The organism is Cupriavidus sp. L7L (assembly GCF_004353535.1).
Classification (GTDB): domain Bacteria; phylum Pseudomonadota; class Gammaproteobacteria; order Burkholderiales; family Burkholderiaceae; genus Cupriavidus; species Cupriavidus oxalaticus_A.
Genome location: NZ_SMNY01000020.1, coordinates 48005 through 72125 on the forward strand (window position 1 = coordinate 48005; position 24121 = coordinate 72125).

At 65.5% G+C, this 24121-nt stretch carries 23 protein-coding genes and 3 tRNA genes; 23 read left to right on the plus strand and 3 right to left on the minus strand.

Annotation, left to right across the window (positions count from 1 at the left end):
• Positions 1-96: 96 nt before the first annotated feature.
• From fabF to nagZ, 16 genes are all read left to right on the plus strand, one after another.
• On the plus strand, positions 97-1329 hold the full coding sequence (gene fabF, locus E1J61_RS18695; RefSeq protein WP_063238294.1) for a beta-ketoacyl-ACP synthase II: 1233 nt from the start codon (positions 97-99) through the stop codon (positions 1327-1329).
• Positions 1330-1381: 52 nt separating this feature from the next.
• The gene (locus tag E1J61_RS18700) at positions 1382-1852 is read left to right on the plus strand and encodes a hypothetical protein (RefSeq protein WP_243736922.1); all 471 of its coding nucleotides are present in this window, start codon (positions 1382-1384) and stop codon (positions 1850-1852) included.
• A gap of 111 nt (positions 1853-1963) precedes the next feature.
• A complete protein-coding gene (gene rpoE / locus E1J61_RS18705; RefSeq protein ID WP_012353313.1) occupies positions 1964-2563 on the plus strand; it encodes an RNA polymerase sigma factor RpoE in 600 nt (199 codons plus the stop codon).
• A gap of 134 nt (positions 2564-2697) precedes the next feature.
• Positions 2698-3321: a sigma-E factor negative regulatory protein gene (locus tag E1J61_RS18710; protein WP_133095532.1), complete on the plus strand. Its 624-nt coding sequence runs from the start codon at positions 2698-2700 to the stop codon at positions 3319-3321.
• Positions 3322-3329: 8 nt separating this feature from the next.
• Positions 3330-4409 (plus strand): MucB/RseB C-terminal domain-containing protein, encoded by a 1080-nt coding sequence (locus E1J61_RS18715; RefSeq protein WP_133095533.1) that lies wholly within the window; start codon positions 3330-3332, stop codon positions 4407-4409.
• Between the two features lie 129 nt (positions 4410-4538).
• Entirely contained in the window at positions 4539-6029 is a 1491-nt protein-coding gene (locus E1J61_RS18720; protein ID WP_133095534.1) for a DegQ family serine endoprotease, read from the plus strand.
• A 19-nt stretch (positions 6030-6048) separates the two neighbouring features.
• Positions 6049-6333, plus strand: a complete 285-nt coding sequence (locus E1J61_RS18725; RefSeq protein WP_133095535.1) for a glutaredoxin family protein — start codon at positions 6049-6051, stop codon at positions 6331-6333.
• Positions 6334-6543: 210 nt separating this feature from the next.
• Entirely contained in the window at positions 6544-8337 is a 1794-nt protein-coding gene (lepA, locus tag E1J61_RS18730; protein WP_133095536.1) for a translation elongation factor 4, read from the plus strand.
• An 89-nt stretch (positions 8338-8426) separates the two neighbouring features.
• The gene (gene lepB / locus E1J61_RS18735; RefSeq protein WP_029046313.1) at positions 8427-9326 is read left to right on the plus strand and encodes a signal peptidase I; all 900 of its coding nucleotides are present in this window, start codon (positions 8427-8429) and stop codon (positions 9324-9326) included.
• A 50-nt stretch (positions 9327-9376) separates the two neighbouring features.
• Positions 9377-9790, plus strand: a complete 414-nt coding sequence (locus E1J61_RS18740) for a DUF4845 domain-containing protein (RefSeq protein WP_133095537.1) — start codon at positions 9377-9379, stop codon at positions 9788-9790.
• Between the two features lies 1 nt (position 9791).
• Complete coding sequence (gene rnc / locus E1J61_RS18745) at positions 9792-10562, plus strand: ribonuclease III (protein WP_133095538.1); 771 nt, start codon at positions 9792-9794, stop codon at positions 10560-10562.
• The gene (gene era / locus E1J61_RS18750) at positions 10559-11494 is read left to right on the plus strand and encodes a GTPase Era (protein ID WP_133095539.1); all 936 of its coding nucleotides are present in this window, start codon (positions 10559-10561) and stop codon (positions 11492-11494) included. Before rnc ends, era begins: the two co-directional genes overlap by 4 nt.
• 29 nt (positions 11495-11523) lie before the next feature.
• Positions 11524-12423 carry a DNA repair protein RecO gene (recO, locus tag E1J61_RS18755; RefSeq protein ID WP_133095540.1) on the plus strand — a complete coding sequence of 300 codons (900 nt, stop codon included), beginning with the start codon at positions 11524-11526 and terminating at the stop codon, positions 12421-12423.
• Between the two features lie 34 nt (positions 12424-12457).
• Positions 12458-13240: a pyridoxine 5'-phosphate synthase gene (gene pdxJ / locus E1J61_RS18760; RefSeq protein ID WP_133095541.1), complete on the plus strand. Its 783-nt coding sequence runs from the start codon at positions 12458-12460 to the stop codon at positions 13238-13240.
• The gene (acpS, locus tag E1J61_RS18765) at positions 13237-13659 is read left to right on the plus strand and encodes a holo-ACP synthase (protein ID WP_133095542.1); all 423 of its coding nucleotides are present in this window, start codon (positions 13237-13239) and stop codon (positions 13657-13659) included. Before pdxJ ends, acpS begins: the two co-directional genes overlap by 4 nt.
• A gap of 14 nt (positions 13660-13673) precedes the next feature.
• Positions 13674-14723: a beta-N-acetylhexosaminidase gene (nagZ, locus tag E1J61_RS18770; RefSeq protein ID WP_133095543.1), complete on the plus strand. Its 1050-nt coding sequence runs from the start codon at positions 13674-13676 to the stop codon at positions 14721-14723.
• Between the two features lie 88 nt (positions 14724-14811).
• Here the strand turns inward: nagZ and efp are convergent, their stop codons facing one another.
• Positions 14812-15372, minus strand: a complete 561-nt coding sequence (efp, locus tag E1J61_RS18775) for an elongation factor P (protein WP_133095544.1) — start codon at positions 15370-15372, stop codon at positions 14812-14814.
• A 223-nt stretch (positions 15373-15595) separates the two neighbouring features.
• On the minus strand, positions 15596-16765 hold the full coding sequence (gene earP, locus E1J61_RS18780) for an elongation factor P maturation arginine rhamnosyltransferase EarP (protein ID WP_133095545.1): 1170 nt from the start codon (positions 16763-16765) through the stop codon (positions 15596-15598).
• A gap of 112 nt (positions 16766-16877) precedes the next feature.
• Between earP and uvrC the strand changes: the two genes are divergently transcribed.
• The 6 genes from uvrC to E1J61_RS18810 all read left to right on the plus strand — a co-directional run bounded on the left by uvrC (position 16878) and on the right by E1J61_RS18810 (position 21873).
• Positions 16878-18953, plus strand: coding sequence for an excinuclease ABC subunit UvrC (gene uvrC / locus E1J61_RS18785; RefSeq protein WP_133095546.1), 2076 nt, complete (start codon positions 16878-16880; stop codon positions 18951-18953).
• A gap of 107 nt (positions 18954-19060) precedes the next feature.
• Positions 19061-19660 carry a CDP-diacylglycerol--glycerol-3-phosphate 3-phosphatidyltransferase gene (pgsA, locus tag E1J61_RS18790; protein ID WP_133095547.1) on the plus strand — a complete coding sequence of 200 codons (600 nt, stop codon included), beginning with the start codon at positions 19061-19063 and terminating at the stop codon, positions 19658-19660.
• A gap of 172 nt (positions 19661-19832) precedes the next feature.
• Positions 19833-19908 (plus strand) — tRNA-Gly (locus E1J61_RS18795).
• A gap of 61 nt (positions 19909-19969) precedes the next feature.
• Positions 19970-20045 (plus strand) — tRNA-Gly (locus tag E1J61_RS18800).
• Positions 20046-20152: 107 nt separating this feature from the next.
• Positions 20153-20226 (plus strand) — tRNA-Cys (locus E1J61_RS18805).
• 417 nt (positions 20227-20643) lie between these two features.
• Positions 20644-21873, plus strand: a complete 1230-nt coding sequence (locus E1J61_RS18810) for a cation:proton antiporter (RefSeq protein WP_133095548.1) — start codon at positions 20644-20646, stop codon at positions 21871-21873.
• Between the two features lie 31 nt (positions 21874-21904).
• Here the strand turns inward: E1J61_RS18810 and E1J61_RS18815 are convergent, their stop codons facing one another.
• Positions 21905-22834 (minus strand): LysR family transcriptional regulator, encoded by a 930-nt coding sequence (locus tag E1J61_RS18815; protein WP_133095549.1) that lies wholly within the window; start codon positions 22832-22834, stop codon positions 21905-21907.
• 94 nt (positions 22835-22928) lie between these two features.
• Here E1J61_RS18815 and E1J61_RS18820 point away from each other — a divergent pair, with 94 nt between their 5' ends.
• Entirely contained in the window at positions 22929-24032 is a 1104-nt protein-coding gene (locus tag E1J61_RS18820) for a YeiH family protein (protein ID WP_133095550.1), read from the plus strand.
• The last annotated feature ends 89 nt before the right edge of the window (positions 24033-24121 follow it).

Genomic DNA, 24121 nt, shown 5'->3' on the forward strand with positions numbered 1-24121 from the left:
ACGCAGAATGGAATGCGCCTGTACGCCGCGCCCGTGGCCCGGCGGCAGGCTGATCCGTCGTTCCGTTGCCTCTTCACGCACCCGTAGGAAAACATAGTGAGCCGTCGTCGCGTCGTCGTCACTGGGCTTGGCCTTGTGTCTCCGGTCGGAAACACGGTTGCCGAAGGCTGGGCCAACCTGGTAGCCGGCAAGTCCGGCATCGCCACCATCACCAAATTCGATCACTCCGCGCTTTCCGTGCATTTCGCCGGTGAAGTGAAGGGCTTCAATGCCGAGGATTACATCCCGGCCAAGGAAGCCCGCAATATGGATACCTTTATCCATTACGGCATCGCCGCGGGTACGCAGGCCCTGAAGGACAGCGGCCTGGAAGTGACCGAAGCCAACGCCGAGCGTATCGGCGTACTGGTCGGCTCGGGCATCGGCGGCCTGCCGATGATCGAAGAGACCAAGGCGGTGCTGACCGAGCGCGGTCCGCGCCGCATTTCGCCGTTCTTCGTGCCGGGCTCGATCATCAACATGATCGCTGGCCACCTGTCGATCATCCACGGCATCAAGGGCCCGAACCTGGCTGCCGTGACCGCGTGCACGACCGGCCTGCACAGCATCGGCCTGGCCGCGCGCCTGATCCAGGCGGGCGACGCCGACGCCATGCTGGCAGGCGGCGCCGAGTCGACGGTGTCGCCGCTGGGTATCGGCGGCTTCGCCGCGGCCCGCGCGCTGTCGACCCGCAACGACGATCCGGCCGCAGCCTCGCGCCCGTGGGACAAGGACCGCGACGGCTTCGTGCTGGGCGAGGGCGCCGGTGTGATGATGCTGGAAGAGTACGAGTCGGCCAAGGCGCGCGGCGCGCGCATCTATGCCGAGCTGATCGGCTTCGGCATGAGCGGCGATGCGTTCCACATGACCGCGCCGAACATGGACGGCCCGCGCCGCTGCATGGTCAACGCGCTGAAGGACGCAGGCATCAACGCGGACCAGGTGCATTACCTGAACGCGCATGGCACCTCGACGCCGCTCGGCGACAAGAACGAATCCGATGCCATCAAGGCAGCGTTCGGCGACCAGGCCTACAAGATGGTGGTGAACTCGACCAAGTCGATGACCGGCCACCTGCTGGGCGGCGCCGGCGGCCTGGAATCGGTCTTCACCGTGCTGGCCGTGCACAACCAGGTGTCGCCGCCGACGATCAACATCGACAACCAGGATCCGGAATGCGACCTGGACTACGTGGCCAACACGGCGCGCGAGATGAAGATCGACGTTGCGGTGAAGAACAACTTCGGTTTCGGCGGTACCAACGGCACGCTTGTCTTCCGCCGCGTCTGATCCGTGGTTGAGGCGGGCCCTTCGCGGGCTGCGCCAGGACAGGGTCCACCCGTTGCGGTGGGCCCTGTTCGTGTTCTGCGCCGGTGAAGCGGCTGCGGTGGGGCTGCTCGTGTCCGCGCTGGCCGACACCGTTGCCGCCAGCCCGGGCGGCATGCTGTGGTGGCATGGCGCGCTGGCTCCGCTGCCCTTCGCCACCGGCGTGGTGATTGTGCGCAGCTGGCGCCGATGGACGTGTGCCTTGCGCTGGCGCTGCACGGCGCTGCTGCCGGCACCCGACGGCAGAGGGCCGCTGCGAGTCCGTATTGAAGCATCCGCCAGCCGCCACGAAGTAGTGGTGAGCGGATTCTGGCAGGCGGGCGGCGTCGCTGTCTTGCGCCTGGCCTCCCGCGCGCCTGGCTTGCCGGGTGCCGTCTTCCTCCCCTGGCAAGCCGCGTCGCCGGAACTCTCGCGGCGGTTGCAGCGCGCTGCCAGAGTTGCACTCCAGGTGCAACCCGATGCGGCCACCAGGGAACGAAATTGTTAATTCACGGTCACAGGATGCGCGTTGCTCGACGGGGCGGGCGGAGAATCGTAGGTAAAATACAACGTTTGTCGTGACGACCAAACCAAGAGATACACTGCAGGTGAGCCATACGTGAGCGAACGCGAAGCCGATCAGCTCCTAGTTGAACGCGTCCAGCAGGGCGACAAGCGGGCCTTTGAACTTCTGGTGACCAAATACCATCGGAAGATCATTCGCCTGATCTCGCGCCTGGTGAGGGACCCCGCCGAAGTCGAGGATGTGGCGCAGGATGCCTTTATCAAGGCATATCGCGCCTTGCCCCAGTTTCGCGGGGAGTCCGCCTTCTACACGTGGCTGTACCGGATCGCCGTCAATACGGCCAAGAACTACCTGGCTACCCAGGGCCGCCGCCCGGAAGCGTCGAGCGACATCGATGCGGAAGAGGCTGAAACTTTTGCGGACGGTGAGCAACTAAGGGATATCAATACGCCGGAGTCGATGCTCCATACGCGCCAGGTTGCCGAGACGGTGAACCGCGCGATGGAAGCACTGCCGGAGGAATTGCGGACCGCCATCACGCTGCGCGAGATCGAGGGCCTCAGCTATGAGGAAATCGCGGAGGCGATGGGATGTCCGATCGGCACGGTGCGCTCGCGGATCTTCCGTGCGCGCGAGGCGATTGCCGAAAGATTGCGTCCGCTGCTGGGAACGGCAGAGGGCAAGCGGTGGTAGTGGTTCCGGTGGTGGTAGTAGTTCGGTAGCAAAGAACGATGTCGTGCGGCCAGCGTTGCAGCCTATTCCTGCATCGATAAGCGACAGCAGTAGACGGGATTATCGGTGTTCAATGGAATGTCTTGGGGTGGGAAATGGGTCAGGCTCATAAGCAGTCGGTTCATGTAGTGGAAGCAGCGGAGCAGATCTCCGTTCTGATGGATGGCGAACTCGCGCCGCACGAAGTCGATGCCGTGCTTGATCTCGCGAAAGGCGATGCCGGCATGGTGGACTGGAGCACATACCAGTTGATCGGCGATGCGCTACGCTCGGAAGACCTGACGCATGCTGGCTCCACCGCCGATTTCCTCTCTCGCTTCTCCGCGCGCCTGGAGGCCGAGCCGCATGTGCTGGTGCCGGCCGTGGCGCAAGCCAGCGCCCGCCACCGCCTGCTGTTCAGGCCGTCGTGGGTGCGCCGCGCCTTGCCGGGTACCGCGATCGCGGCCGCCGTCGCGGCGGTCAGTTGGGTGGTGGTGCCGCAGATGCGCGGGCCCACCGGCCTGGCCACGCCCCAAGCCGTGGTGGCGCGCGCGGAACCGTCCGCAGCCGCGCCGGCCGCCGGCATCGTCACCGTGGCCGAAACCCAGATGATTCGCGACCCGCGACTCGACGAATACCTGCGTGCCCATCGCACGTCGGTGGCAACGGATGCATTCGTGCCGACCATGCGCACGGTTGCCAACGGCGCCAGCTTCTCTCAGGAAAATACGCAGGAATAATGCCGGACATGCATAAAGGACGGTCGTCCGCCTATGTAGCGGGCGCACAGAGAATTGGGGCCCTGCGTAGGTCCCTTTTTCTGGCCTTGTGTCTGACTGCTGCAGCGGCAACCGCGCAGCCGTCGGACAGTACGCTGAACCGACGCGACGCCACCGCCTGGCTCAACAAGATCCACAAAGCCGCGCAACGCGAGAACTATGTCGGCACGCTGATCTACCAGCGCGGCAGCGTCATGCATGCTTCGCGCATCCAGCATTACAGCGACCTGGTCAACAACGAGTACGAGCGCCTGGAAACGCTGGACGGCAAGCCGCGCGAGGTGCTGCGCCAGAATGACGTCGTGCACAGCCTGATTCCGGAAGCCAAGCTCGTGGTGGTGGAGAAGCAGGAAGCCAAGGACCGCTTCCCGGCGCTGCTTGCCACCAACAAGAACGATGTGCTCGAGCTCTACGACATGCGCAGGATGCCCGCGGAGCGGGTGGCCGGCATGGATTGCGAGGTGTTCGCGCTGGAGCCGCACGATGCCGCTCGCTATGCGGTGCGCCTGTGGGCCGAAAAGAATTCCGGCTTGCTGATGCGTGCGCAGACCGTTGGCGATGGCGGCAAGGTGCTGGAGCAGGTGGCGTTCTCGCAAGTCCAGATCGGGGTGCCGTCTGAAAAGCAGCGCATCCTTGCTGCCATCAAGAGTGCCAGCAACTGGAACCACTACGAGGTGAATTACCAGCCGACCAACATTGCAGACGAAGGCTGGACGATCGCCGTGCCGCTGAAGGGTTTCCAGAAAATCCGCGAGGTGCGGCGGCCGCTGGGCGAGCTGCGGGCCTCGGCGCCCGGCAACAGCCGCGGCCAGGTCTTCGAAGTCCTGCAGGTGGTCTACAGTGACGGGCTGACCGGCCTGTCGGTGTTCATCGAGCCGGTTTCCGAGCAGCGCGTGCGCCGCGAAGGCGTGGCCGCGCTCGGCGCAACCCAGGTCGTGGTGCGCCGCATTGCCGATTACTGGATTACCGTCGTCGGCGAAGTGCCGGCGAGCACCGTACGCCAGTTTGCGACGGCCGTAGAGTACCGGCAGCCCAAGGCGGTACACTGAGCCTGACGCGGGTGCAGCCGGCGCCTCGGAATGCCCATTCCGGGTGCCGGCCCATGAATCCTGCGCATGGGGTCCCAGCCACGGGATCGTATCGGTTTTTCTTCTTTCGCTGAATCCCGGGAGTTGTCGATGACTTTCAGATCTCCAGCCCTGGCGCGTGCCGTGGTCATGGCTGCCATGTTGGTGCTCGGCCCGACCGTGGCCGAAGTCAGCCACGCCCAGGCTGCCGCCAACAGCTACAACCTGCCTGATTTCACCGACCTGGTGGAAAAGGCCAGCCCCGCGGTGGTCAATATCCGCACCACCGAGCGCGTGCGCCAACGCGGCGGCGCCCCCGGTGACGATGAAATGGCCGAGTTCTTCCGGCGCTTCTTTGGCGTGCCCATGCCGGGCGCGCCGGCCCCGGGCACGCCGCCTCGCCGCGGGCAGCCGCAGCCGCCGCAGCAGGAAGAGCAGAGCCGCGGCGTGGGCTCGGGCTTCATCATCAGCGCCGATGGTTATGTGATGACCAACGCGCATGTGGTGGCGGACGCCGAGACCATTTACGTGACGCTGCCGGACAAACGCGAGTTCAAGGCGAAGCTGATCGGCTCGGACAAGCGTACCGACGTGGCGCTGCTGAAGGTCGATGCCAACAACCTGCCGCGCCTGCCGCTGGGCGACTCGGAGAAAGTCCGCGCCGGCGAGTGGGTGCTGGCCATCGGCTCGCCGTTCGGGCTGGATAACAGCGTGACTGCCGGCATTGTTTCGGCCAAGGGGCGCGATACCGGCGACTATGTGCCGTTTATCCAGACCGACGTGGCGGTCAACCCCGGCAACTCGGGCGGCCCGCTGATTAACCTGCGCGGCGAAGTGATCGGCATCAACTCGCAAATCTACAGCCGCAGCGGCGGCTACATGGGCATTTCCTTCGCGATCCCGATCGACGAGGCGATGCGCGTGTCGGAGCAGCTCAAGACCGCCGGCCGCGTGACCCGCGGCCGGATCGCGGTGGCGATCGGCGACGTCACCAAGGAAGTGGCCGATTCGCTGGGACTGGGCCGTGCGCGCGGCGCACTGGTCGGCAGCGTCGAGCCGGGCGGCCCCGCCGAGAAGGCCGGCATCGAGGCCGGCGACATCATCCTGAAGTTCAACGGCCGCGATATCGAGCGCGCTTCGGACCTGCCGCGCATGGTCGGCGATACCAAGCCGGGCGCGCGCGTGCCGCTGCAGTTGTGGCGCAAGGGCGCGACCCGGGAGGTCACCATCACTGTCGCCGAGCTGGAGCCGGACGGCAAGGCGCGCGCCAGCCGCAGCGCGGCGCCCAAGGAAGACAGCGCACAGACCAGCAAGCCGAACGCGCTGGGGCTGGTGGTCACCGACCTGCCCGACACGCGCCTGAAGGAGCTCAAGCTCAAGTCGGGCGTCGAGGTAGAGCTGGCCGACGGTCCTGCGCTGCGCGCCGGCATTCGTCCGGGCGACATCATCCTGCGCCTGGGCGACACCGACGTGACCAACGCGCGTCAGTTCAACGAGCTGGTGCGCGGGCTGGACAAGAGCCGGATCGCTGCGGTGTTCGTGCGGCGCGGCGACGCCACCCAGGTGCTGACGCTGCGCCCGGGTGCCACCGCCAACCGCTGATCGGCTACCCATCGATGGCATGCCCGTTCTGACGATCTACGGCCGGGCATACTGCCATCTGTGCGACGACATGAAGGTCGCGCTGGAGTCGCTCCGGCGCGATTTTTCTTTCGTGCTGCATGAGGTGGATGTCGACAGCGACGCCGGCCTGGAAGACCGCTTCGGCGAACTGGTCCCGGTCTTGATGCCAGGGCCACCGGAGGCGCTCGACAGCGGTGCCGCGCAGCTTTGTCACTATTTCCTCGATGATGGCGCGGTGCGGGTGTGGCTTGCGGCACACGGCGGCGCCCGCGCCAGCCGCTGACTGCGCCTGGCACGCTTACAGCGTGGCCATTTCGCGACCCGGAAGCCTTTGAAAATCCGGTAAAATTGCGGATTGGCGCAAAAATTGCGCCCCTGACCTTTGCGGCACGCCCGCGCACGCCTGCCGGCGCGCGGCGCCGGGCCATTTTCGAACTGCGACGAACCGTTGTTGCCGCCCGGGCCCTATTGCCGGCGCTCCCCTGAACACTAGATGGACCATATCCGTAATTTCTCGATCATTGCCCACATCGACCATGGGAAGTCCACCCTGGCCGACCGGATCATTCAGCTCTGTGGAGGGCTGTCGGATCGGGAGATGGAAGCGCAGGTCCTCGACTCGATGGATATCGAGAAAGAGCGCGGCATCACCATCAAGGCGCAGACCGCCGCGCTGTCTTACAAGGCGCGCGACGGCAAGGTCTACAACCTGAACCTGATTGATACCCCGGGGCACGTCGACTTCAGCTATGAAGTCAGCCGCTCGCTGTCCGCCTGCGAAGGCGCGCTGCTGGTGGTCGACGCCTCGCAGGGCGTCGAGGCGCAGACCGTGGCCAACTGCTACACCGCGATCGAGCTGGGCGTGGAAGTGGTGCCCGTGCTGAACAAGATCGACCTGCCGCAGGCCGACCCCGAGAACGCGATCCAGGAGATCGAGGACGTCATCGGCATCGACGCGCAGGATGCCACGCCGTGCTCGGCCAAGACAGGCCAGGGCGTGCAGGACGTGATCGAAGCCCTGATCGCCAAGGTGCCGCCGCCCAAGGGCGATGCTGACGCACCGCTGCAGGCGCTGATCATCGATTCCTGGTTCGACAACTATGTCGGCGTGGTAATGCTGGTGCGCGTGGTCAACGGCACGCTGCGCACCAAGGACAAGGTCCTGCTGATGGCCACCGGCGCGCAGCACCTGGTCGAGCAGGTGGGCGTGTTCACGCCCAAGTCGATCCAGCGCGATTCGCTGACCGCAGGCCAGGTGGGCTTTGTCATCGCCGGCATCAAGGAACTGAAGGCCGCCAAGGTGGGCGACACCATCACCACCGTGCAGCGCAAGGCCGAGGCGCCGCTGCCGGGTTTCAAGGAAGTCAAGCCGCAGGTGTTTGCCGGCCTGTATCCGGTTGAAGCCAACCAGTATGAAGCGCTGCGCGAATCCCTGGAAAAGCTCCGGCTGAATGACGCCTCGCTGATGTTCGAGCCGGAAGTGTCGCAGGCGCTGGGCTTCGGCTTCCGCTGCGGCTTCCTGGGCCTGCTGCACATGGAAATCGTGCAGGAACGCCTGGAGCGCGAGTTCGACATGGACCTGATCACGACCGCGCCGACGGTGGTGTACCAGGTCGAGATGCGCGACGGCACCATGATCACGGTTGAAAATCCGGCGAAGATGCCGGACCCGAGCAAGATCGAGGCGATCCTGGAACCGATCGTCACGGTCAACCTGTACATGCCGCAGGAATATGTCGGCTCGGTGATCACGCTGTGCACGCAGAAGCGCGGCACGCAGATCAACATGAGCTACCACGGCAAGCAGGTGCAGCTGACCTACGAAATCCCGATGGCGGAAATCGTGATGGACTTTTTCGACCGCCTGAAGTCGGTTTCGCGCGGCTATGCGTCGATGGACTACGAGTTCAAGGAATATCGCCCGTCGGATGTGGTCAAGGTCGATATCCTGATCAACAGCGACAAGGTCGATGCGCTGTCGGTGATCGTGCACCGCTCCAACTCGCAATACCGCGGCCGCGAAGTAGCAGCCAAGATGCGCGAGATCATTCCGCGCCAGATGTACGACGTGGCGATCCAGGCGGCGATCGGCTCGAATATCATCGCGCGCGAGAACGTAAAGGCGCTGCGCAAGAACGTGCTGGCCAAGTGCTACGGCGGCGATATCAGCCGCAAGAAGAAGCTGCTGGAAAAGCAGAAGGCCGGCAAGAAGCGCATGAAGCAGGTGGGTACGGTCGAGATCCCGCAGGAGGCCTTCCTGGCCATCCTGCAGGTGGACGACAAGTAAGGCACCGGCAGCACGATGCCACGCGCAGCGGTTTGCCGTGCGCGTAACAGAACAGGCTGTACCAGGATTTCCAAGAACCAGAAGCCGTCATGAATTTTGCACTGATCCTTTTTGTGCTGGTGGTGATTACGGGTGTTGCGTGGGTCGCGGACAAGCTCGTGTTCGAGCGGCAGCGCCGCGCCTCGGCGCGGCTGGCGCTGGCCGAATTCGATTCCCGCCAGGCGGCGCTGCAAGGCGGCTTTGGCGCGACCGATGCCGACGCCACGCGCAAGCGCCTGGCCGAAGAAAAGCTGCGCCAGCCGTGGTGGCTGGAATACTCGGCCAGCTTCTTCCCGGTGATCCTGGCGGTGTTCGTGCTGCGCTCGTTCGTGGTCGAGCCGTTCAAGATCCCGTCGGGCTCGATGATCCCGACGCTGCTGATCGGCGACTTCATCCTGGTCAACAAGTATGAATACGGCATCCGCCTGCCGGTGGTGAACAAGAAAATCATGGACATGCGCGAGCCCCAGCGCGGCGACGTGATGGTGTTCCGCTACCCGAAGGACCAGTCGCTCGATTACATCAAGCGCGTCATCGGCGTGCCGGGCGACACGGTGCAGTATTTCAACAAGCGGCTGACCATCAATGGCAAGCCGGCCGAATACACGGTGCTGCCGGATTTCCTGGACGAAGAGCGCCTGGCGTATTCCAAGCATTTCCGCGAAAAACTGCCCGGCAGCGTCGACCATGGCATCCTTAACGATGCCGACCGGCCGGCGTTCGTGGCGGGCGCCGACCCGGATTTCCCTTACCGGGAAAACTGCACTTACAATCAGCAGGGTGTGACGTGTAAGGTACCTGCAGGTCACTATTTCGTGATGGGCGACAACCGGGACAACAGCCTCGACTCCCGCTACTGGGGATTCGTGCCGGACGAGAATATCGTCGGCAAGGCTTTTGTCATCTGGATGAACCTGGGCAATTTCGGACGCGTGGGCTCGTTTAAATAAGCCAATCCGCGCGGCGCAAGAACACTCAACACAACAGAGGGCAAGCGCAAATGGGTCAGACCGGGAAGGGTAAGGGGAAAGAACAAGGCCGGAAGTACAGGCAGGCCGGGCCACGGCGCCGCGCGCCGGGCGGTTTTTCCGTCTGGACGCTGCTGGTGGTCGTGGTCTTCGTGATTGGCGTGGCCTTGCCGGCCGTACGCTCGATCCCGAGCCTGGTGGAGTATTTTTCAGTCAAGCGCGCCGCCAGCTTCGCGAAGCAGCGCGCAGTCAACAAACGTGAAGTCGTCGAGTATTTCGACAAACAGGCAGCCATCGACCGGATTGCCGCAGTCAAGGGCGAAGACCTGCTGGTCCGCGAGGACGATAACGGCAACATCCGCTCGGTCGATTTTTCGTACCGGACCGAAGTGCCCGTCTACGGACCACTGAGTCTTCTGATCACCTATTCGGGAACGCAGCATTGATATGAACCTCGACGCCTTGCAGCAACGACTCGGCTACCGATTCAGCAAGCCAGAATTGCTGCAGCAGGCGCTGACGCACCGCAGCCACAGCGCCCAGCACAACGAACGCCTCGAGTTTCTGGGCGATTCGGTGCTCAACTGCGCGGTGGCGGACATGCTCTATGGCATGTTCGGCAAGCTCGACGAAGGCGACCTGTCGCGCGTGCGGGCCAACCTGGTCAAGCAGCAGGCCCTGTATGAGATAGCCCAGATGCTGCAGCTGTCCGAGACGCTGCGCCTGGGCGAGGGCGAGTTGAAGAGCGGCGGTTTCCGCCGTCCGTCGATTCTCGCCGACGCGCTCGAAGCCATTGTTGGCGCGGTCTTCCTCGATACCGGCTTCGAGGCCGCGCGCGCGCTGATCCGCAAGCTCTATATCCCGATCCTGGAGCAGGTGGACCCGCGTACGCTCGGCAAGGACGCCAAGACCCTGCTGCAGGAATACCTGCAGGGCCACAAGATCGCGCTGCCGCAATATAACGTAATCGCCACCCACGGGGCCGCGCACAGCCAGCAGTTTGAAGTCGAGTGCACGGTGCCTAAACTGGAAGTCCGGGTGTTCGGCACCGGTGCCTCGCGGCGCGCCGCCGAGCAGGCCGCCGCCAAGCTGGCGCTGGACGAAGTCCAGAAGCTGGTACCGCAGCTGCTCAAGCGCAGCCGCGCCGAGCGCACCGGCAAGACCCGCAAGCAACCCCAGCCGCAGGACCCGCAGCTGTCTCTCAGGTTGAAGGAATGACCGAATCTAACCATCCGCAGCAAGACGCGGCGGATACCCCGGCCGCGGCGTTCCGCTGCGGCACCGTGGCCATCGTCGGCCGCCCCAACGTGGGCAAGTCCACGCTGATGAACGCGCTGGTCGGCCAGAAGATCAGCATCACCTCGCGCAAGGCGCAGACCACGCGGCACCGCATCGTCGGCATCCAGACCACCGATGACGCGCAGTATGTGTTCGTCGATACGCCCGGATTCCAGACCCGCCACGCCAGCGCGCTGAACCGTTCGCTGAACCGCGCGGTCACGTCGACGCTGTCGTCGGTGGACCTGATCCTGTTCGTGGTCGAGGCCGGCTATTACGGCGCCGACGACGAGAAGGTGCTGTCGCTGCTGCCGAAGAACACGCCGGTGCTGCTGGTGACCAACAAGCTCGACCGCATCGGCGAGAACCGCTCGGAAGTGATGATGCCCTTCCTGGAAAAGATGGGGCAGCTGTTCCCGTTCCGCGAAGTGGTGCCGATGTCGGCCAAGACCCGCGACCATATCGCGCGGCTGTTCGACATCATCCGGCCCTACCTGCCGGAAGGCGAGCCGATGTATGACGCCGATGCGATGACCGATCGCAGCGAGCGCTTCCTCGCCTCGGAAATCATCCGCGAGAAGGTGTTCCGCTGGACCGGCGACGAGCTGCCGTACACCAGCACCGTGGTCATCGACAAGTTCGAGACCGAGGGCCGGCTGCGCCGCGTCTTTGCCACGATCCTGGTCGAGCGCGACGCGCACAAGGCCATGATCATCGGCAACAAGGGCAGCAAGCTCAAGCAGATCTCCACCGAGGCGCGCCTCGACATGGAGAAGTTGTTCGACGGCAAGGTCTACCTTGAAATGTGGATCAAGGTGAAGAGCGGCTGGGCCGACAACGAAGCCGGACTGCGGGCCTACGGCTACGAGTGAGCGCACTGCGAGCGAAAGGCGAGCGACCCTTGAGCAAGACGGCTGACATCGCGCGCGCGCCGGCGCCCCGCGCCCGCCGCGCCGATCCGGTGGTGGACGAGGCGGCCGAACTGCTCGACAGCAAGGCGCTGCCCGGCATGGCTGGTGTTGGCGATGTGGCGGCGGCACGCGCCATGATGGACCGCGCCATGCGCATCGTGCCGGCACGGCCCGAATCGCGCGTCGCCGACCAGCCGGGCTTTGTGCTGCATGCCTGGCCGTATCGCGAGACCAGCCTGATCCTCGATGTCTTCACGCGCGACCATGGCCGCATCTCGATGGTGGCCAAGGGCGCCAAGCGCCCGCATTCGGCGCTGCGCGCGGTGCTGCAGCATTTCCATCCGGTGTCGGTGTCGTGGAGCGGCCGCGGCGAGGTCAAGACGCTGACCAAGGCCGAATGGGTCGGCGGCATGCCGCCGCTGGCTGGCGATGCGCTGCTGTCCGCGTTCTATCTCAACGAACTGGTGATGCGCTTCTGCCCGCGCGAAGATGCGTACCCCGTGCTGTTCCGCCATTACCTGGCCACGCTCACGCGGCTGGCGCATGGCGAGCCCGCCGGGCTGGTGCTGCGCAGCTTCGAGCGTGTGCTGCTGCAGGACACCGGCTTCGCCGTGGCCTTCGACCAGTGCCTGAGCACCGGCGAGCGCGTGCAGCCGGGGCTCGACTATGTCTACCAGCCCGAGCGCGGCGTGCGCCGCGCCCAGCCGAGCGACCCTTCGTCCTGGCCGGTGGTGTCGGGCCAGACGCTGCTCGACATGGCGCAGGACGATTACAGCCGCGCGCAGACCGCGGCGCAAAGCCGGGCGCTGATGCGCTTCCTGCTGCATTATTATCTGCAAGGCGAACCGCTGAAAACGCGCCAGATACTGATCGACCTGCAGTATCTGTGACCGAATCATTCCAATCCGAATCTCTCCTGCTCGCATGATCTTCCACGCAAATCCGGGCGTCATCGACCTTGGCATCAATATCGACCACGTCGCCACGCTGCGCAACGCGCGCGGCACCGTGTATCCCGACCCCATCCAGGCTGCGCTGCAGGCCGAGGAAGCCGGCGCCGACCTGATCACGCTGCACCTGCGCGAAGACCGCCGCCATATCCGCGACGCCGACGTGCGCGCGCTGCGCCCGCAACTGGCCACGCGCATGAACCTCGAATGCGCGATCACGCAGGAGATGCTCGATATCGCCTGCGAGATCCGCCCGCAGGACGTGTGCCTGGTGCCCGAGCGCCGCGAAGAAGTGACCACCGAAGGCGGCCTCGACGTGGCCGGGCGCTTCGAGCAGGTCAAGGCCGCCTGCGCGCAGCTGGCCGGCGCCGGCATCCGTGTGTCGCTGTTCATCGATGCCGATCCCGACCAGATCGCCGCCGCGGCCGCGTGTGGCGCGCCGGTGATCGAGCTGCATACCGGCGCTTATGCCGATGCGCATGCGCCCGACCAGCAGGCGGCGGAATTCCGCCGCATCGCCGAGGGTGTCGACGCAGGCCTGAAGCATGGGCTGGTGGTCAACGCCGGACACGGCCTGCACTACACCAATGTCCAGCCCATCGCGGCGCTGCCCGGCATCAAGGAGCTGAACATCGGCCATGCCATCGTCGCGCATGCGGTGTTCGTCGGCTGGCAGAACGCGGTGCGCGAGATGAAGGCCATCATGGTGGCCGCGCGCCTGGGCACGCGCTATCCCATCGCGGGCGCGCCGGCGTGATCTACGGCGTCGGCACCGACATCATCCAGATCGCCCGCGTGCAGGGCGTGATGGAACGCACCCACGGCCGCTTCGCGGAAAAGGTGCTGGGACCCAACGAGCTGGCCAAGTACCACGCGCGCAAGGCGCGTTCCGAGAAGCGCGGACTCGCCTTCCTGTCCACGCGCTTTGCCGCCAAGGAAGCCTTTTCCAAGGCGATCGGCCTGGGCATGCGCTGGCCGATGACGTGGCGCGCGATGGAGCTGATGAACCTGCCTTCGGGCGAGCCTGCGCCGGTATGCCACGGCGAACTGGCGGCATGGCTTGCGGAACGCGGTCTCACCGTGCGGGTCAGTGTCAGTGACGAACATGACTATGCGGTCGCCTTCGCCATTGCCGAGCGCACCGGCGGGGCGGCTCCTCAAACCAAAGCCTTGTGAATCCAACCACTTCCATGTCCAAGAAGAACTCCGGCAAGCGGCCGGGCCCGGTGGTCCTCGACGTCGTCGGCAAGCAGCTCGATACCGACGATGCGCGCCGCATCGCGCATCCGCTGACCGGCGGCGTGATCCTGTTCGCGCGCAATTTCGAATCGCGCGCGCAGCTGCAGGCGCTGACGCGCGCGATCCGCGCGGTGCGCGACGACGTGCTGATCTGCATCGACCATGAAGGCGGCCGTGTGCAGCGTTGCAAGACCGACGGCTTTACCCAGCTGCCGGCGATGCATCGGCTGGGCGAGCTGTGGGACCGCGATGTGCTGGCGGCCACGCGCGCCGCGGTGGCATGCGGCTATGTGCTGGCGGCCGAGCTGCGCGCCTGCGACATCGATTTCAGCTTCACGCCGGTGCTGGACCTCGACTACGGGCGCAGTGCCGTGATCGGCGACCGCGCCTTTCATGCCGACCCGCGCGTGGTGACGATGCTGTCCGGCCACCTCAACCACGGCCTGCTGCTGGCCGGCATGAGCAACTGCGGCAAGCACTTTCCCGGCCACGGCTATGTCGAAGCCGACTCGCACGTGGCGATCCCGGTCGACGAACGTACGCTGGACGAGATCCTCGAACAGGACGCGCGTCCGTATGAATGGCTGGGCCTGGGCCTGTCGTCGGTGATGCCGGCGCACGTGATCTATCCCAAGGTCGACCCGAATCCGGCCGGCTTCTCGCGCTACTGGCTGCAGGACGTGCTGCGCGCGCAACTGGGCTTCGAAGGCGTGATTTTCAGCGACGACCTCAGCATGGAGGGCGCCAGCGTGGCCGGCAACGTGACCGAGGCCGCGCGCGCCGCGCTGGCGGCAGGCTGCGACATGGTGCTGATCTGCAACCACCCGGATCGCGCCGACCAGTTGCTGACCGAACTCGACACAGGCATCGACAAGGCCTCGCAGCGCCGCGTCCGCAAGCTGTTCCCGCGCCGCAAGCCGATGGACTGGAACAAGCTGCAGGGCGAAGGCGAATACCGCGCTGCGCTGCGCACGCTGCGCGAGTACGAGCTGATCGCCTGATCCGCGGGCGTACAAAAACAGAAAAGGCAGCCGAGGCTGCCTTTTTCCTTGCCGGTCCCGCTGTGCGAGCCGGGACCTTGCGCGCGCCTTAGTTGGCGCGGCTGCGGTATTCGCCGGTACGGGTGTCGATTTCGATCTTGTCGCCGATGTTGCAGAACAGCGGGACTTGCAGTTCGAAACCGGTGTTGATCTTGGCGCCCTTGAGCACCTTGCCCGACGAGGTGTCGCCCTTGACGGCCGGCTCGGTGTAGACGATTTCGCGGACCAGCGTGGTCGGCATTTCGACCGAGATGGCCTTGTCGTTGTAGAACACGACTTCGACGTTCATGCCGTCTTCGAGGTAGTTCAGCGAGTCACCCATGCTGTCCTGCTCGACTTCGTACTGGTTGTAGTCGGCGTCCATGAACACGTACATCGGGTCGGCGAAGTACGAGTAGGTGCACTCGCGGCGCTCCAGCACCACGACTTCGAACTTGTCGTCGGCCTTGAACACCGACTCGCCCGGGGCGTCGGTCAGCAGGTTCTTGTACTTCATCTTGACCACGGCTGCGTTGCGGCCCGACTTGTTGTACTCGGCCTTCTGCACGACCATCGGATCGCCGCCGATCATGAACACGTTACCGACGCGGAGTTCCTGTGCGATTTTCATCTGAACTGTTTTCCTGAATAAGAAAGTAGGAATCTGGAATGGCGAAGGCGCGCTGCCGGCATTACCGCTGCGGTCGGGCAGATGCTCCACCGAAAGCCGCCGAAGCCGGTATCCCACGCGCTCGCGACCCCGTGCTCAGCTTGCATTCAGGTCTTCAGCCCCCGCGTTCGACGCATGGGAGAGGACCCGGTTCTCCGGCCCGGTCGCCATTTGAATCAACCGGTTATTTTACCTGATTTTCGCAAAACGCCACCAGGTTGGCGGCAAGATCTCCGGGATGCTGCAAGCGCCGCTCCCAGCGCGGCGCGGTTGCGGCAAGTGCCTCCAGATGCGCTCGCAGGCGTGGCCAGTCGACGGGAACGCCATAGCCGTTCCACGCGTGCCAGAAATCGGTTAATGCAGCGGCGGCGTCGGATGCCACCCCGCTTTGGCGGAACAGGTCGAGCCAGGCATCGAGCTTGACCTCGTGTGCCGCATCGTCCTGCGGGTAGATATGCCAGACCAGTGGCCGCGCTGCCCACTGCGCGCGGACGAAAGAGTCCTCGCCCCGCACGAAGTTCAGGTCGCAGGCCCACAGCAGTTCGTCGAAGTGCTCCTGGCGTACGAATGGGATCAGCTGCACGCACAGGCTGCCACGTTCCACCGGGTCGCCGATCCGCAGCGGCGCGCCCAGCCATTCGGCGACCTGGTCCGCAGCCAGGCCGGCGGGCACCAGGCAATGGACCGTCTCGGCGCCTTCGCGCCATTGCTCCAGCAGCGCGGGCAGGGCCGGGTTGCGGTAGGCAAACAGGCTCACCCGCAGCGCGTCGGGCCGGGGCGTCACGCTCAGCCGATGCCACAAGGCAGCCTGGGCGGCTGTTCCGCCAAGGAAGGCGGCGCGCTGCGCGCCCAGCATCGATTCCCGCAACAGGCCGCCGGTGCCGGGCTCGAAGCCGGGGAAGAAGAAGTGCTTTACCAGCGGCAGCCGCGGATGGGGCGAGGGCATCGCATGATGCTCCCGCACCCACTGTTCGGCGCTCATGTATTCCAGGTTGATCCAGGCGGGCTTGGGGTCGCGCGCGGCCATGCGGGCCAGGAAGGCTTGCGGCACTTCGCAGGCGAAGGCTTCGATGACGGCATCGTGTGGCGCCACCCCGGCGGTGTCATCCACGTCGCTATCATCACCCGGGCCTGCCGGCCGCCACGGACGAATTTCCACGCCCGCCAGGCGCTGCACGGTGGCGCCGGTATCGAGTTCAGGCGCCAGCCGCGCGAAGCTCGCCAGGTCATCGACCCATAGCCGCACTGCGTGCCCGTGCTCCTGCGCGAGCTGGCGGGCCAGCCGCCAGCAGACGCCGATGTCGCCGAAATTGTCGATCACGGTGCAGAAGATGTCCCAGGAGCGGATAGGCATGGCGGGTAAAGGCGCGCGCGGGCGGGACGCGCGCTGAATTGCTCTAAACTTGCGATTTTAGAGGCCGCGTCACTTTGTTGCGCGCGAGCCGTGTAGCGGTCACCGTCCCCCAATGTCCGACCAGCAATCCGATTCACCGAAACCCGAGGCCGATGTGGCGGCCGAAACGCCGGCCGACGTTCCGGCTGACGTGCAGCCCGAGATCGCCGCCGAAGCTCCGGGCGCTCCGGGCGAATTGCCGCCGGAGCCCTTCGACCCCAAGCCGGTCATCTCGCGCCTGCCGGGCCTGCCCGGCGTGTACCGCTATTTCGATGCCGCCGGCAATGTGCTGTATGTCGGCAAGGCGCGCGACCTGAAGAAGCGGGTCTCGAGCTATTTCACCAAGACCCAGCTGTCGCCGCGCATCGCGATGATGGTCGCGCGCATCGCCCGTATCGAGACCACGGTGGTGCGCACCGAGGCCGAGGCGTTGCTGCTCGAGAACAACCTGATCAAGGCGCTGGCGCCGCGCTACAACATCCTGTTCCGCGACGACAAGTCGTACCCGTTCCTGAAGCTGACCGGGCACCGCTTCCCGCGCATGGCGTACTACCGCGGCGCCACCGACCGCAAGCACCAGTACTTCGGCCCGTTCCCGAGCGCCTATGCGGTGCGCGAGAGCATGCAGATCCTGCAGAAGGTGTTCCAGCTGCGCACTTGCGAGGACACCGTCTTCAACAACCGCACCCGGCCTTGCCTGCTGCACCAGATCCATCGCTGCACGGGCCCGTGCGTCAACGCCATCAGCGAAGAGGACTACGCGCGTGACGTGGCCAACGCGGCGCGCTTCCTGCAGGGCCGCCAGACCGAAGTGCTGGAAGGCCTGCAGGGCAAGATGGAGCAGCATGCCGAGCGGCTCGAGTTCGAGCAGGCCGCCGCGGTGCGGGACCAGATCGCGGCGCTGTCGACCGTGCTCAAGCGCCAGGCGGTGGAGGAAGTGGGCGGGCAGGCGCGCGATATCGACGTGCTGGCCGTGGCGGTGGAAGGCGGGCGCGCCTGCGTCAACCTGGCCATGGTGCGCGGCGGGCGGCATCTCGGCGACAAGGCCTATTTCCCGGCCCATGCCGACGAGGCCGCGATGATCGTCGAGGATGCCGACCAGCGCGACACGCTGGACGAAGCCGGCGCCGCCGAGGCTGCACTACCGCTCACCGTCGAGCGCATCGCCGCACGGGTGTTGTCCGCCTTCATGGTGCAGCACTACCTGGAGCAATCCGCACCCCCCATCATCGTCGTCAGCCATATGCCGGACGACGGCGCGGTGCTGGAGGCGCTGTCGCTGCACGCCGGCCGCAAGGTGACGCTGGTGCGCCAGCCGCAGGGCCAGCGCAAGGTGTGGCTGGAGATGGCGCAGCAGGGCGCGGCGCTGGCGCTGTCGCGCCGGCTGGCCGAGCAGGGCAGCCAGGAGGGGCGTACGCGCGCGCTGGCGGAAACCATCGGCCTGGATCTGGAAGACCTGGCGCTGCTGCGGGCGGAGTGCTTCGATATCAGCCATACCGCCGGCGAGGCGACGCAGGCGTCGTGCGTGGTGTACCACCACCATGACATGCAGAACAGCGAATACCGCCGCTACAACATCCAGGACATCATCCCCGGTGACGACTATGCCGCCATGCGCCAGGTGCTGACGCGGCGCTACCAGAAGCTGGTCGAGCTGATGCAGGAAGACGGCGGCGCGCAGGCAGGCAGCGAAGCCACTGCGCTGCTGCCGCAGATAGTGCTGATCGACGGCGGCAAGGGCCAGGTCGAGGTGGCGCGCCAGGTGTTCGAGGAGCTGGGGCTGGATATCGGCCTGCTGGTCGGCGTGGCCAAGGGCGAGGGGCGCAAGGTCGGCCTCGAGACACTGGTGTTCGCCGACGGCCGGCCGTCGCTGGAGCTGGGGCAGGGCAGCGCGGCGCTGATGCTGGTGGCGCAGATCCGCGACGAGGCCCACCGCTTCGCCATCACCGGCATGCGCGCGCGCCGGGCCAAGGCGCGCACGACCTCGCGGCTGGAAGAGATCGAAGGCGTGGGCGCACGCCGGCGGCAGAAGCTGCTGACCCGTTTCGGCGGCCTGCGCGGCGTGATGGCCGCCAGTATCGACGAGCTGGCCAGCGTCGAGGGCATCTCGCGCGGGCTGGCCGAGGAGATCTACCGGCAGCTGCATTGACCCGCGGCGTTGCCGGCGCGGGCAGGAAAATGACCAATGATGGTCGATTGGTCCCGAAATCGGCGACAATCGCGGGATTGGTCACGTTCCCCCGCCGCCCGAGTTCCATGCCTTTCAATATTCCGATCCTGCTGACCTGGCTTCGTGTCGCCATGATTCCCCTGGTGGTGGGCGTGTTCTACCTGCCCGACGCATGGCTTCCCATGCACACCAAGAACCTGACGGCGGCGGCGTTCTTTATCATCGCCGCGGTGACGGACTGGCTCGACGGCTTCCTGGCGCGGCGCTGGAACCAGACCTCGTCGTTCGGCGCATTCCTGGACCCGGTCGCCGACAAGCTGATGGTGACGGCCGCGCTGCTGTCGCTGCTGGCGCTGGATCGGGTCACCGACCTGATCGCGCTGGTCATCATCGGCCGCGAGATCACGATCTCGGCGCTGCGCGAGTGGATGGCGCAGATCGGCGCGTCCAAGAGCGTGGCAGTGAACTTCCTCGGCAAGCTGAAGACCACAGTGCAGATGATCGCGATCCCGCTGCTGCTGTTCAGCGGTCAGCTGTTCGGCTTCGACGCCTATGTGCTGGGCACGTGGATGATCTACCTGGCCGCGGTGCTGACGCTGTGGTCGATGATCTATTACATGAAGCTAGCCTGGCCGCAGATCCGGGAGCGCAGCAGCGTCGTGGCGGGTGCCGGCGCCCGGAAGTGAAAAGAAATTCCAAAAAGGTGTTGACGCAGAGAAGAGCTTTTTGCATAATCTCATTCTCGTTGCTGACGACGCAAACGAAAGCAGCGAGATAAGGCAGGTTTGGCGCAAGATGTTGTGTGATAGCGCAAAATTGCGAAATAAAATGCCTTAAAAGTTTTTGAAGCAGTACCCTGCGGGAGTAGCTCAGTTGGTAGAGCGCAACCTTGCCAAGGTTGAGGTCGCGAGTTCGAGACTCGTCTCCCGCTCCAGGTTATCGAAGGGTTCGGCAACGTGCATGGCACTGGCCGGGCCGGCAGCAAAAAGTTGTACGCGGGAGTAGCTCAGTTGGTAGAGCGCAACCTTGCCAAGGTTGAGGTCGCGAGTTCGAGACTCGTCTCCCGCTCCAATCCCCAAAGGGAAGCAACGCTTCCCTTTTTGTTTGGGTTGAATTGCCGTGGCAGGCCAGCCGGCAGCATCGGCTGAATGCGGCTACAATCCAGCATCACGTCACCTGGCGGGGTGGCAGAGTGGTTATGCAGCGGCCTGCAAAGCCGTGTACGCCGGTTCGATTCCGACCTCCGCCTCCAGTTGCAAAGCAAAAACGGCGCCCTTGGGCGCCGTTTTTGCTTTGCGCATGTTTAGCGCTCGTTCGCCCAGCCTCGCGCAGCCGCCCCGCGCCGCGAATTGCCTCGCATTTCTGCGCTTTGAGCGCGCGGCGGGCATGTTACATTACTCCTGTCGTACGCTTTTCCGGGTGCGCCGCGCGATGGATCGCGGCGCAGCATGTCATACGCCATTCCCGATCCGTGATGCGCCTCCAGCGTGTCCGGGGCCGCTGCGGCACTTCCCGTTCTTTCCCTGCTTGTCCCGTTACGAGGCTGCCATCGTGCCGCGCCGACCGCTGGTGCGCGCCGCATGGTGGGTCATGGCATCGTGGCGCGCGGGGAGGGCGGGTGGAATCCAGCCATCGCCGTCCAGCCCCTGACACGAGGAACCCCGCGCGCATGCATCACGCCACCCCGCTCATCAGCACCATCGTCGGTGGTATCGTCCTGGCCTTCGTCCTTGGCGCTATCGCCAGCAAGCTGCGGCTGCCGCCGCTGATCGGCTACCTGTGCGCGGGGATCGTGGTGGGACCGCATACGCCGGGCTACACGGCCGACCAGGCGCTCGCGCCGGAGCTTGCCGAACTCGGCGTGATTCTGCTGATGTTCGGCGTCGGGCTGCATTTCTCGATCAAGGACCTGATGGCGGTGAAGCGCATCGCGATCCCCGGGGCGGTCGTGCAGATCGGTATCGCGACCTTCCTCGGCATGCTGGTGGCGTGGGGTTTCGGCTGGTCGTGGGGGCAGGGGCTGGTGTACGGCCTGGCGCTGTCGGTGGCCAGTACCGTGGTCCTGCTCAAGGCGCTGCAGGAGCGCGACCTGGTGGAATCGCCCCAGGGGCGGATCGCAGTAGGCTGGCTGATCGTTGAAGACCTGGCCATGGTGCTCGCGCTGGTGCTGTTGCCAGCGATGGCGGGTCTGCTTGCCGGCGCCGCGGACGCCGGCGCCGAAGGCAGTCCGGGCACCGGCGACGTCCTGCTGGCGGTGCTCTCGACGCTGGGCAAGGTCGCCGCCTTTGTCGCGGTCATGCTGGTGATCGGGCGCCGCTTTATTCCGTGGATGCTCGAGCGCATCGTCTGGACCGGCAATCGCGAGATGTTCCGCCTGGGCGTGCTGGCGACCGCGCTGGGCGTTGCCTATGGCGCGTATTCACTATTTGGCGTGTCCTTCGCACTGGGGGCCTTCTTTGCCGGCATGGTGCTGGCCGAATCTGAATTCAGCCATCGCGCGGCCGAAGAATCGTTGCCGCTGCGCGATGCCTTTTCGGTGCTGTTCTTCGTCTCGGTCGGCATGCTGTTCGATCCCATGGTGCTGGTCAACGACCCATGGGGCGTGCTGTCGACGCTGTTTATCATCGTGGTCGGCAAATCGCTGGCGGCGATGGGCATCGTACGGGTGTTCGGGCACTCCGGGCAGACCGGCATGACGATTGCCGTCAGCCTGGCGCAGATCGGCGAGTTCTCCTTCATCCTGGCGAGCCTGGGCGTGTACCTGAACATCCTGCCCGAGCGCGGCCAGGCATTGATCCTGGCGGGTGCGCTGCTGTCGATCATGCTCAATCCGGTGCTGTTCCACCTGCTCGACCTGTACACCGCGCGCAGCAAGCGCAGCGAGCCGCAGGCGGCATAGCTGTCCGCGCTCAGGCGGCCCGCAGGAGGCGTCACGCGCCGATACGCGGCGCCATGGTGCGCAGGTATTCGGTGAAGGCCAGCAGGCCTTGCGTCGGGAACTTGTCCTGGTGCACGACCAGTTGCAGCGGCCGCACGATGCGCGGCAAGCCTTCGCGGATCGCCACCAGCGTGCCTTGCGCGAGTTCGTCGCGCACCACGTACAACGACAGGCAACTGACGCCGAAGCCGCTCATCACCGCGCGCTTGATTGCTTCGGCGTTGCCCAGTTCCAGCGCGAAGCGCAGTTCGCCCAGCAACGGCACCAGGCGTTCCTCGATCACCTCGCGCGTGCCCGAGCCTGGTTCGCGCACGATCCATTCGGCGTCGCGCAGTGCCACCAGGTCGTTCGGCGTGAGCGCCAGCGGATGCGACGGGCCAACCACCACCACCATCTCGTCATCGCACCAGTGCATGCTGCGCAGGTCGCGCTCGTGGCTGGCGCCTTCCACCAGGCCGATGTCGGCTTCGAACTGCAGCAGCGACTGCAGCACTTCGCGGGTGTTGCCGATGCGCAGGTCCAGCGTGCAGGGCCCGCTGCGCGAATGACGGAATCCCGCCAGCAGCGGCGGCAGGATATAGCTGCCGATGGTATTGCTGGCCGCGATGCGCAACTGCACCCCGGTCTGTGTGGCAAAGCGCTCCAGCTCATGCGCCTGGTCCAGCAGCGCCAGCGCGCGCGGGAAGAACTGGCGGCCGGTCTCGTTGATGCTGAGCCGGCGTGCGATGCGATCGAACAGCGGGCTGTCCAGCGCACGTTCGAGCTCTGCCAGTGAAGCGCTGACCGCTGACTGCGACATCGCCAGCGCCTGCGCGGCTGCCATGGTGCTGCCGTGCTGGGCCACGGCGACGAAGACGGACAGCTGGCGCAGCGTGAGGCGCAGGGGGCGTTGCTCGGGGCGGGGCTCTGGACGGGATTCCATATCGAAAGAATAGATAACGCATAACGATATTACCCGTTTTACGGGTTAGGGGCGGGCCAGTACGCTGGAGTCACTACATAACAAGTGAACTGCCATGTCTTCCGCCACTTCCAGCAGCGCCCCCCGCACCGCAGTCGCCACGCCGGCAGCGGCTTCCCCGCCCTGGTCACAGCGCCTGCTGACGCTGGTGCCGCTGGGCGGCATTGCCTGGCTGGCACTGGCGCTGGCCGAGCATCCGGCGATTGCCCGCTACGGCCTGAGCGCGCTGACGCTCGCCATGTGCGCCGGCATGGTCGCCGCCAATACGCTGCCGAAGCACTGGCTGGCGCCGCTGGCACCCGGGATGCAGGTGGCGCGCCATTACCTGCTGCGGCTTGGCGTGGCACTCTACGGCCTGCGGCTGACATTCGCGTCCATCGTCGCGCTGGGCCTGCCGGGTATCGTGGTGCCGCTGACGATGCTGGTCGCCACGCTGCTGTTCGGCACCTGGGTCGGCACGACCTTCTTCGGCCTGAGCCGCCGCGAAGCGATCCTGGTCAGTTCCGGCAGCGCCATCTGCGGCGCGGCCGCGGCCATCGCGGTGTCGTCGGTGGTACGCACCGACGATCGCCAGACCGCGGTGGCGGTCGCCACGGTGGTGCTGTTCGGCACCGTCGGCATGCTGCTCTATCCCTATCTGTTCGAACTGGCCAACGGCCATTGGCACTGGTCGGTCAGCGAGCGCATGTTCGGCATCTTCACCGGCGCGACGTTGCATGAAGTGGCGCAGGTGATCGCCGCGGGCAAAATGATCAGCGAGCCGACCGCCGATGCCGCGGTGGTGGCCAAGATGGTGCGCGTGCTGGCGCTGGGGCCGCTGCTGCTGGTGATGGCGCTGTGGCCGCAAGGCAAGGCCGAGGCAGGCCAGGCACCTGCCGGCAAGGGCCGCTTCTCCGGGATCCTGAAGTCGGTGCCGTGGTTTGCGGTGGGTTTTGTCGCGGTAATGGCACTCAACTCGGCCGGCACGGTGCCCGCTGCCTGGAAGGCCCCGTTGATCGCGCTGGATAACTGGCTGCTGGCGTGTGCGATGCTGGCCATCGGCCTGCATACCCGCATCGGCGACCTGGTGCGCGCCGGACGCAAGCCGCTGGCACTGGCCGGGGTGCTGTTTGTGTTCCTGATGGGGGTCGGTGCGCTGATGTGCTACGTGATGGCCTAAATGATGGCGTAAAGCGGCGTAAAGCGGCGTAAAGCACGACCCAGCGCGAAGGGCTGAAGAGGGGGCGAGAGCCTCCTCTTTTGTATTTG